This is a genomic window from Halobacterium sp. CBA1126, assembly GCF_009741975.1.
Lineage (GTDB): Archaea > Halobacteriota > Halobacteria > Halobacteriales > Halobacteriaceae > Halobacterium.
Map to the genome: position 1 here is coordinate 1 of NZ_WPCF01000116.1, position 7373 is coordinate 7373.

The 7373-nt window shown below is 69.5% G+C and carries 5 protein-coding genes and 3 pseudogenes; all 8 read right to left on the reverse strand.

Annotated elements, in window-relative coordinates:
* Positions 1 to 346, reverse strand: a pseudogene (locus GJ634_RS13035) (ATP-binding cassette domain-containing protein); the annotation flags it as partial.
* Positions 336 to 1226: an ABC transporter ATP-binding protein gene (locus GJ634_RS13040; RefSeq protein ID WP_331714175.1), complete on the reverse strand. Its 891-nt coding sequence runs from the start codon at positions 1224 to 1226 to the stop codon at positions 336 to 338. The pseudogene GJ634_RS13035 and the gene GJ634_RS13040, both read right to left, overlap by 11 nt.
* A complete protein-coding gene (locus GJ634_RS13045; RefSeq protein ID WP_157503297.1) occupies positions 1219 to 2538 on the reverse strand; it encodes a branched-chain amino acid ABC transporter permease in 1320 nt (439 codons plus the stop codon). Before GJ634_RS13045 ends, GJ634_RS13040 begins: the two co-directional genes overlap by 8 nt.
* Positions 2535 to 3791, reverse strand: a complete 1257-nt coding sequence (locus GJ634_RS13050; RefSeq protein ID WP_157503299.1) for a branched-chain amino acid ABC transporter permease — start codon at positions 3789 to 3791, stop codon at positions 2535 to 2537. Before GJ634_RS13050 ends, GJ634_RS13045 begins: the two co-directional genes overlap by 4 nt.
* A 128-nt stretch (positions 3792 to 3919) precedes the next feature.
* On the reverse strand, positions 3920 to 4273 hold the full coding sequence (locus tag GJ634_RS13055; protein WP_157503301.1) for a P-II family nitrogen regulator: 354 nt from the start codon (positions 4271 to 4273) through the stop codon (positions 3920 to 3922).
* Positions 4266 to 5650: pseudogene (locus GJ634_RS17005) on the reverse strand (ammonium transporter). The gene GJ634_RS13055 and the pseudogene GJ634_RS17005 overlap by 8 nt, the downstream one beginning before the upstream one ends.
* A 358-nt stretch (positions 5651 to 6008) precedes the next feature.
* A complete protein-coding gene (locus GJ634_RS13065) occupies positions 6009 to 6416 on the reverse strand; it encodes a DoxX family protein (protein ID WP_157503303.1) in 408 nt (135 codons plus the stop codon).
* A 196-nt stretch (positions 6417 to 6612) separates the two neighbouring features.
* Positions 6613 to 7256, reverse strand: a pseudogene (locus GJ634_RS13070) (alpha/beta hydrolase).
* Positions 7257 to 7373: the final 117 nt, after the last annotated feature.

Here is a 7373-nt window from a genome sequence, read left to right on the forward strand (position 1 = left end):
AGGTTCTCACGGACGGACAGCCCCGCGAACACGTTCTCGTTCTGGGGGACGTAGCCGATGCCCTCGTGGATGATCTCCTCCGGCGGGAGCTCGTGGATGGGCGTCTCCTGGAACGTGATGGCGCCGCCCATGTACGTCGTCAGCCCGAAGACGGACTTCATCACGGTGGACTTGCCCGCGCCGTTCGGCCCGACATGGTGACGTACTCGCCGTCGCGGACGTCGAGGTCGACGCCCGTCAGCACCTGCAGGTCGCCGTAGCCCGCGTCGAGGTCCCGGACCGCGAGGATGCCGTCCTCGCCGTCGGGGAGCGCGGCGTCCCGGGAGCCTGCCGGCTCATACCTCACCCCCGAGGTAGGCCTCGACGACTTCCTCGTTGTCCTGAATCTGTTCGGGCGGCCCCTCGTCGAGGACGCGCCCCTGGTGCATGACGATGACGTGTTCGCAGTTCTCCATGATGAGGTCCATGTCGTGTTCGACGAGCAGGAACGTCAGCCCCTGCTCGCGGAGGTCGTGGATGCGGTCGAGGAGCTTCTCCTCCAGCGTCGGGTTGACGCCCGCGAACGGCTCGTCGAGCAGCAGCACCTCGGGGTCGGTCATCAGCGCGCGCGCCAGCTCGAGGAGCTTGCGCTGGCCGCCCGAGAGGTTGCCCGCGTACTCGGTCGCGAGGTGGTCGAGCTCGAAGAACTCCAGTGTCTCCCACGCCTCCTCGCGGAGCTCGCGCTCCTGTTCGACGACGCCGCCGCGCAGGCCCGGCACCACCGAGCGCGCGATGGACTCGCCCCGCTGGCCGCCGGGCGCGAGCATCACGTTCTCGAGGACGGTCATCTCGTCGAGCTGGCGGGCGATCTGGAACGTCCGCACCAGCCCGCGCCGGGTGATCTCGTGGGGCGCCAGCCCCGTGATCTCCTCGCCGCGGAAGAAGACGTCGCCGGCGGTCGGCTCGTGGACGCCCGTGATGCAGTTGAACGTCGTCGACTTCCCGGCGCCGTTCGGCCCGATGAGCCCCGTCAGCGACCCCTCCTCGACGTCGAAGGAGGCGCCGTCGACGGCGGTGATGCCGCCGAACTCCTTGCGCAGGCCCTTCACGCGCAGCGGGAGGCCGCGGGGGACTTCCTTCGCGCCCTCCTCGACGTCGGAGTCCGCGGACTCGGGCTCGAGTCCTTCGGGGAGGTCGACGCCCTCCGGGACCGCCGCGTCGGCGATGTCGTCGCCGGCGTCACTCACCGTCGCCACCTCCGTTCCCGGCGGCGTCGCTCCGGTCGGGGCGCGTGTTCGCGGCCAGCGAGACGCCGGCGGCGGTCTCCTTGCGCGCACCGAGCAGGCCGTCCGGCCGGCGCTGGACGAGCACGACGAGCAACACCCCCATCCCGATGAACCGGAGCGTGTCGATGTTGTTCAACAGGAACCCCGCCAGCGGCACGAGGTCGCCGCCGGCGACCGGGACGAGCGCCTCGATGAGGTTCGAGGGGTCCGCGGAGACGTCGAAGGCGTCCGTGACGATGTTCCGGACGACCGGCGGCGCCTCGAACAGCAGGCTGGCGAACAGCGCGCCGCCGAGCACGCTCCCCGTGTTCGACCCGGCGCCGCCGATGATGAGCGCGATGAAGATGTAGAACGTGATGTTCGGGCGGAAGGTGACCGGCGTGACGGAGGCCCGCGGCCCCATCGCGAACCAGAGGATGCCCGCCAGCCCCATCAGCCCGCAGCCGAGCGCGAACGCCCGCACCTTGAAGTTCTGGGTGTCCTTGCCGAGCGACTGCGCGGCGGTCTCGTCCTCGCGGACGGCCTTCAGCACGCGGCCGAACGGGGACTTCCCCGCGCGCTCCAGCACGAGGTAGACGACCAGCAGCACCACCAGAACGCCGACCGTGTAGACGGTGTTGATGGCGGTGAACCGCTGGATGCCGAACTGCGCGAACAGCGAGAACACCGCCTCGCCGACCGCGGTTGGCTCGGAGATGGTGCTCGACGGGTCGCTCAACAGCAACGCGTTGGCGGGGCTCGTCGGGAGGTTGTCGAAGCCGCTCGCGCCGCCCGTGATGTTCGCGAACGCGGGCGTGTTGTACGTGATACGGATGATTTCGGAGAGCGCGACCGTGACGATGGCGAGGTAGTCGGCCTTCAGCCGGAGCGCGGGCAGCGCCGCGACGAGACCGACGACGGTCGCCGCGAGCATGCCGCCGAGGATGCCGATGGGCAGCGGGAGGCCGAGGCCGGGCGGCACGCCGGTCGGCGAACCGGACAGCATCGAGACGGTGTACGCCCCGACCGCCATGAACCCCGCGACGCCGATGTTGAACAGACCCGCGTACCCCCACTGGATGTTCAGCGCGAGCACGACGATGCCGTACACCGCCGCGAGGAAGGTCACCCGGCGCACGAGCGCGAGCAGGCCGTTGTTCCCGTAGCCGAGCACCGTGCCGAACGCGTAGAACAGCGCCCAGATGGCGAGGAACATCGCGGTGACCTTCGCGGCGTCGTGGGCGAACAGCGCCCGCAGCGGGTCGAGGGCGTCCCGCGCGGTGGACTCGCTCATGCGGTCTTCACCCCGCCGAAGATGCCCGACGGCCGGAACAGGAGGATGAGGATCATGAGCGCGAACGCGGTCGGCCGCGCGAACGACGAGAGGTCGCCCTGCAGCCAGACGAGCGAGACGCGGCTCGCGAGCCCGATGACGAGCCCGCCCGCGATGGCGCCGTAGATGGAGCCGATGCCGCCCATGATGACCGCGGCGAAGATGAGGAGGAGGAGCAGCCAGCCGGTCTGGAAGCCGAGCCCGCCCTGCGAGAGCACGAGCAGGTAGCCGGCCGCGCCGGTCATGCCGGCGCCGATGAGCCACGTCGACCGGATGACGCGCTCGGTCGGGATGCCGGTGACCTGCGCGAGCGCGCGGTTGTCCGCCATCGCGCGCATCGCCTTCCCGAGTTTCGTGCGCTGGAGGAGGACGTGGAGGCCGAACATGAGGAGGGCCGCGACGACGACGAGCGTGACCTCGTGGAGGTCGACGACGACGGAGCTACGGGCGGGAGCGAGGAACGGAACCGCGCTCGTCACCGCGCCCGCGACGTCCAGCGACGGCAGCTGTTCGGTGGAGGTGACGATGCGGCGGCTGTTCCCGAAGACGAACGCGACGAGGTACCGGAGCGTGAACGCCACGCCGATGGACGCGATGAGGAGGGAGATGCCGTCGGCGTCCCGCATCGGCCGGTAGACGACGCGGTCGAGGGCGAGCGCGACGCCGGCGGTCACCGCGACGGCGACCGCGAGGCCGACGACGATGGCCAGCGGCGACAGCCAGATGTTCGCGCCGGCGTCCAGCGGCGGCGTCCGCAGGAGGACCAGCGAGACGAGGTCGACGTCGCCGGCGCGGGACTGCCCGAGGCCGGTGAGGGCGTTGACGAAGGTCTCGGCGAGCGCGAGCAGGCCGCCGATACCGGCGATGACGTACGTGGCCGCCCACCCGGAGAACGCGCCCGCGGTGAGGTAGTCGCCGTGCGCGAAGTTCGCGAAGTTGAGGATGCTGTACGTCAGCGACAGCCCGATGCTCGCGAGCCCGATGACGGCGCCGATGACGACGCCGTCCCACGCGAAGCCCGCGAACTGGCTGAGCGGGACGTCGCCGCCGAACCAGAGCGCGAACCACGGGGTGCTGAAGGGGCCGAGGGAGACGCCCGCGAGCTTCGCGAGCAGGTCCAAGAAGAGGACGGCCGCGACCGCCCAGACGACGGCCGCTCCGGGACTGCGGCGCGCGGCCCGGAGGCCGCGTTCTACTGCTGGATTCGCTTCCATGTGGAACTCTCTCGTGGTACGCTCGGACACGGAGCGATAAATAACGCTCGTTCGGGGCGGCAGTATTTGCCGCAGACGCCGAGCCGTCGGCGGACGACGCGCGAAAAACAGCCGAGAGCGCCGCGACCTCAGACCGCGTCGACGCCCGTCTCGCCGGTCCGAATCTGGTAGGCCTCCGAGACCGGGATGACGAATATCTTGCCGTCGCCGGGTTCGCCCGTGTGGGCGGCGTCGCTGAGCGCCTCCGCGACCTCCTCGCCGTCGATGTCCGCGACGACGATCTCGATTTTCACCTTCTGGTGGAGGTCGACGGTGTACTCCTCCCCGCGCCACTGCTCGGTCATCGCGGGCTGGCTGCCGCGCCCGCTGACGTCCGTCACCGTCAGACTGGGCGCACCGACTTCCGCCAGCGCCTGTTTCGCCTCCGAGAGCTTGTCCGGCCGAATGACCGCCATGACGAGTTCGATGTCGCTTTCAGTCATCTTCGTTCACCCCACTGCCGTCAGTTGCCATAGCTCCACTGTCCCCGCTGGTGACCGTGACGCCGCCGTCGCCGGCGGTGTCGACGAACTCGGGGTACGCCGTGTACCCGTGCTCGCTGCGGTCGAGGCCGATGTCCTCCTCGTCCTCGTCCGGGCGGAGCCCGACGACGACGTCCGCAATCTTGAACACGACCATCGTCGTGACGACGGTCCAGACGACGATGACGCCGATGCCGACCGCCTGCATCGCGAGCTGCGTCGCGGAGAAGCCGTCGACCGCGAACACCGGAATCAGCAGCGTACCGATCGCGCCCGCGCTCCCGTGGACGGGGAAGACGGCCGCGACGTCGTCGATTTTGAGCTTGTCCGTGACCCACCGGTAGACGATGGGTGCCTGTGCGCCGCCGATGATGCCGAGGATGAGCGCGCCGTACCACGTGACGTGGGGGACGGCGCCCGTGACCGCGACGAGGCCGGCGAGCAGCCCGCTCGCGGTGAACAGCGGGTCGGGCTTGCCGTCCGACCAGCCGGTCACGAGCGCGGCGGCGACTGCGCCACCGCCCATGCCGAGGGTGGTGTTGAGTGCGACGCGGCCGAGCGCGTCACCGTTGAACGAGAGCACGCCGTCCGTGGCGCTGAGCACCGCGGCCTGCGTACCGACGTTGAAGCCGTACCAGCCGAACGCGAGGATGAACGTCCCGAGCACGGCCAGCGTGATGGAGTGACCGGGAATCGGCTGGCTGTTGCCTTCCGAGTCGTAGCGACCGCGGCGCGGGCCGACCATGTACGCGCCGACGAGGCCGGCGACGCCGCCGAGCATGTGGACGACGGTCGCGCCCGCGAAGTCGAGGAAGCCGGCGCCGATGCTTCGCCGAGGTAGCCGGCGCTGGACAGCAGGCCGTTGCCGCCCCACGCGAACCCGGCGATGACCGGGTAGATGACCGCCGTGAGGCCGATCGAGTAGAAGATGTACGCCTTGAACTTGATGCGCTCGGCGACCGCCCCGCTGACGATGGTCGCCGCGGTCATCGCGAACACGGCGCTGAACAGGTACGAGCCGATCCACGCGCTCGGGTCGTTGATGTACGAGAACGCGGCGGCGACGCTGACCTCGGCGCCGGGCGTCGTGAGTGCGCCGGCGAGGCCGTAGACGCCGAGCCCCGCCACGAAGAACACGAGCACGCCCATCCCCCAGTCCATGAGGTTCTTCATGAGGACGTTGGCGACGTTCTTCGCGCGTACCTGCCCCGCCTCCAGCAGCGCGAAGCCGGGCTGCATGAAGAAGATGAGGAAGCAGACCACGAGCGTCCAGACGGTGTTGACGCCGTTGACGATGGTCCCGGGGTCCGCCTGCGCGACGAGTGCGCCCTCAACCATCGGTTTCCACCTCCGCGCCGGCCGGGGCCGAGGCTTCGTTCACGGAACTGCGCTCTTCTTGCAGAATCTGACCACTAATCACCGAGATTGCTCCACGTTCGGGCATTAAATCCGTCACATCGCTGGACACCACGCTTCTACACTAAAGGTTAACGTATAATCGCCTAAGCGAATGAGGGTCGTGACAGGAGTATAGTGAGTGTATAAGGATAATCCAACAGGTTCGTAAAGAATTTCCTCGTATTTATGGACGAATTTCTAAAAATATCTCCCTATCGGAGTGTGCGAGTGATTCGGTCACGCAAAGAACAAAATTACCGTCCGTCACGCGGTGAATTCCGCGGAAACTGGGGCCGACTCAGAACAGCGTGACGCCGACGCTGTACGCCCAGCCGGTCGCGGCGGACGCGGCGACGGCGAGCGCGGCGCCCGTGAGCGCGGCGTTCTTCAGGAAGCCGGTCATCTCGTCCTGCTGCTGGTCCTCGGGGACCGCCCAGAAGTTGTGCATCGTGAGCGCCGAGACCGCGAGGAAGCCGGCGAGCGCGACGGCGCCGATCACGGGGAGGACGCCGACGGCGACCGAGATGCCGCCGAGGACGAGGACGGCGCCGGAGGCGAGCACCGAGAGCTTCGGCGCCGGCAGGCCCTTGTGTTCGGCGTAGCCGGTCATCGACTCGGTCTGCATGAAGTGGTTGAGGCCCATGAACGCGAGCACGCCGCCGAACAGCACGCGCCCCACCAGCAGGAGCAGGTCGGCGACCGCCATCAGGCGGACACCCCCGCGTCGGACGCGCGGTCGTCGGACTGTGCAGCCGCGATAGCTGACGTCTGGATAGTAGCTTTCACAACGTTACTTGGTTCGTGCCGGAACCTACTTGACCGTTTGGCGATGGGGACGCCACCCGGTTACACGCGCGTCGCCGACGCGTCAGTCGGCTGTGACGACGCGCCAGACCGCCATCTCAGGCGCCGTCGTCCACGATTTCGTCGAGCCACGAGCCGACGACTGCGAACTCGTCGTCCGTGACCTCGTGGCCGACGCCCTCGTAGACGCGCTCGGTGACGTCGGCGTCGAGGGCGCGGAACGCGGCCGCGGTCTCGCGGACGCGCTCGACGGGGACGTTCGGGTCGCCGTCGCCGACGCCGAGGAAAACGGGCGCACCGTCCAGCGACCCCTCGTACGCCCCGGGTTCGTCGCCGAGCAGGCCGCCGCTGAGCGCGGCGACGCCACCGTACCGCGCGGGGTTGCGCGCGGCGTACTCGGCGGCGAGGCAGGCGCCTGCGAGAACCCGAACAGCACGACGTCCTCGGTCGGGACGCCCCACTCGCGCACGTCGGCGAGCACGCGGTCGACGGCCGCGAGCGCCGAGGAGACGTGCGGCTCGTTGCGCTCGACGGGTCCGAACACCGAGTGCGGGAACCACCGACTGCGCGCGGCGTCGGGCGCGACGAACGTCACGCCGTGGCGGTAGAGGGGCTCGGCGAGGTTCACGACGCCCTGCGCAGTCGCGCCCCGGCCGTGGAGCAGGACGACGACGGCCTCCGCGACCGACGCGGGGGCGCCCGCGGTGACGACCGGCCGGTCGGCGTGCGGGCCCTCAGTCATCCATAAACGGGACCGACAGCGGCGGGAGCTGGCCCTCCGCGAGGGCGCGGTCCTCCGCGAACCGGTCGGGCAGCACGAGCGACTCGCCGAGGGCGTCGACGTCCTCGTCGACGGCGA

Coding starts and splice junctions, on each gene's coding strand:
- GJ634_RS13045 (WP_157503297.1), bottom strand. CDS start 2,538: ATGAGCGAGTCCACCGCGCGGGACGCCCTCGACCCGCTGCGGGCGCTG.
- GJ634_RS13050 (WP_157503299.1), bottom strand. CDS start 3,791: ATGGAAGCGAATCCAGCAGTAGAACGCGGCCTCCGGGCCGCGCGCCGC.
- GJ634_RS13055 (WP_157503301.1), bottom strand. CDS start 4,273: ATGACTGAAAGCGACATCGAACTCGTCATGGCGGTCATTCGGCCGGAC.
- GJ634_RS13065 (WP_157503303.1), bottom strand. CDS start 6,416: ATGGCGGTCGCCGACCTGCTCCTGCTGGTGGGGCGCGTGCTGTTCGGC.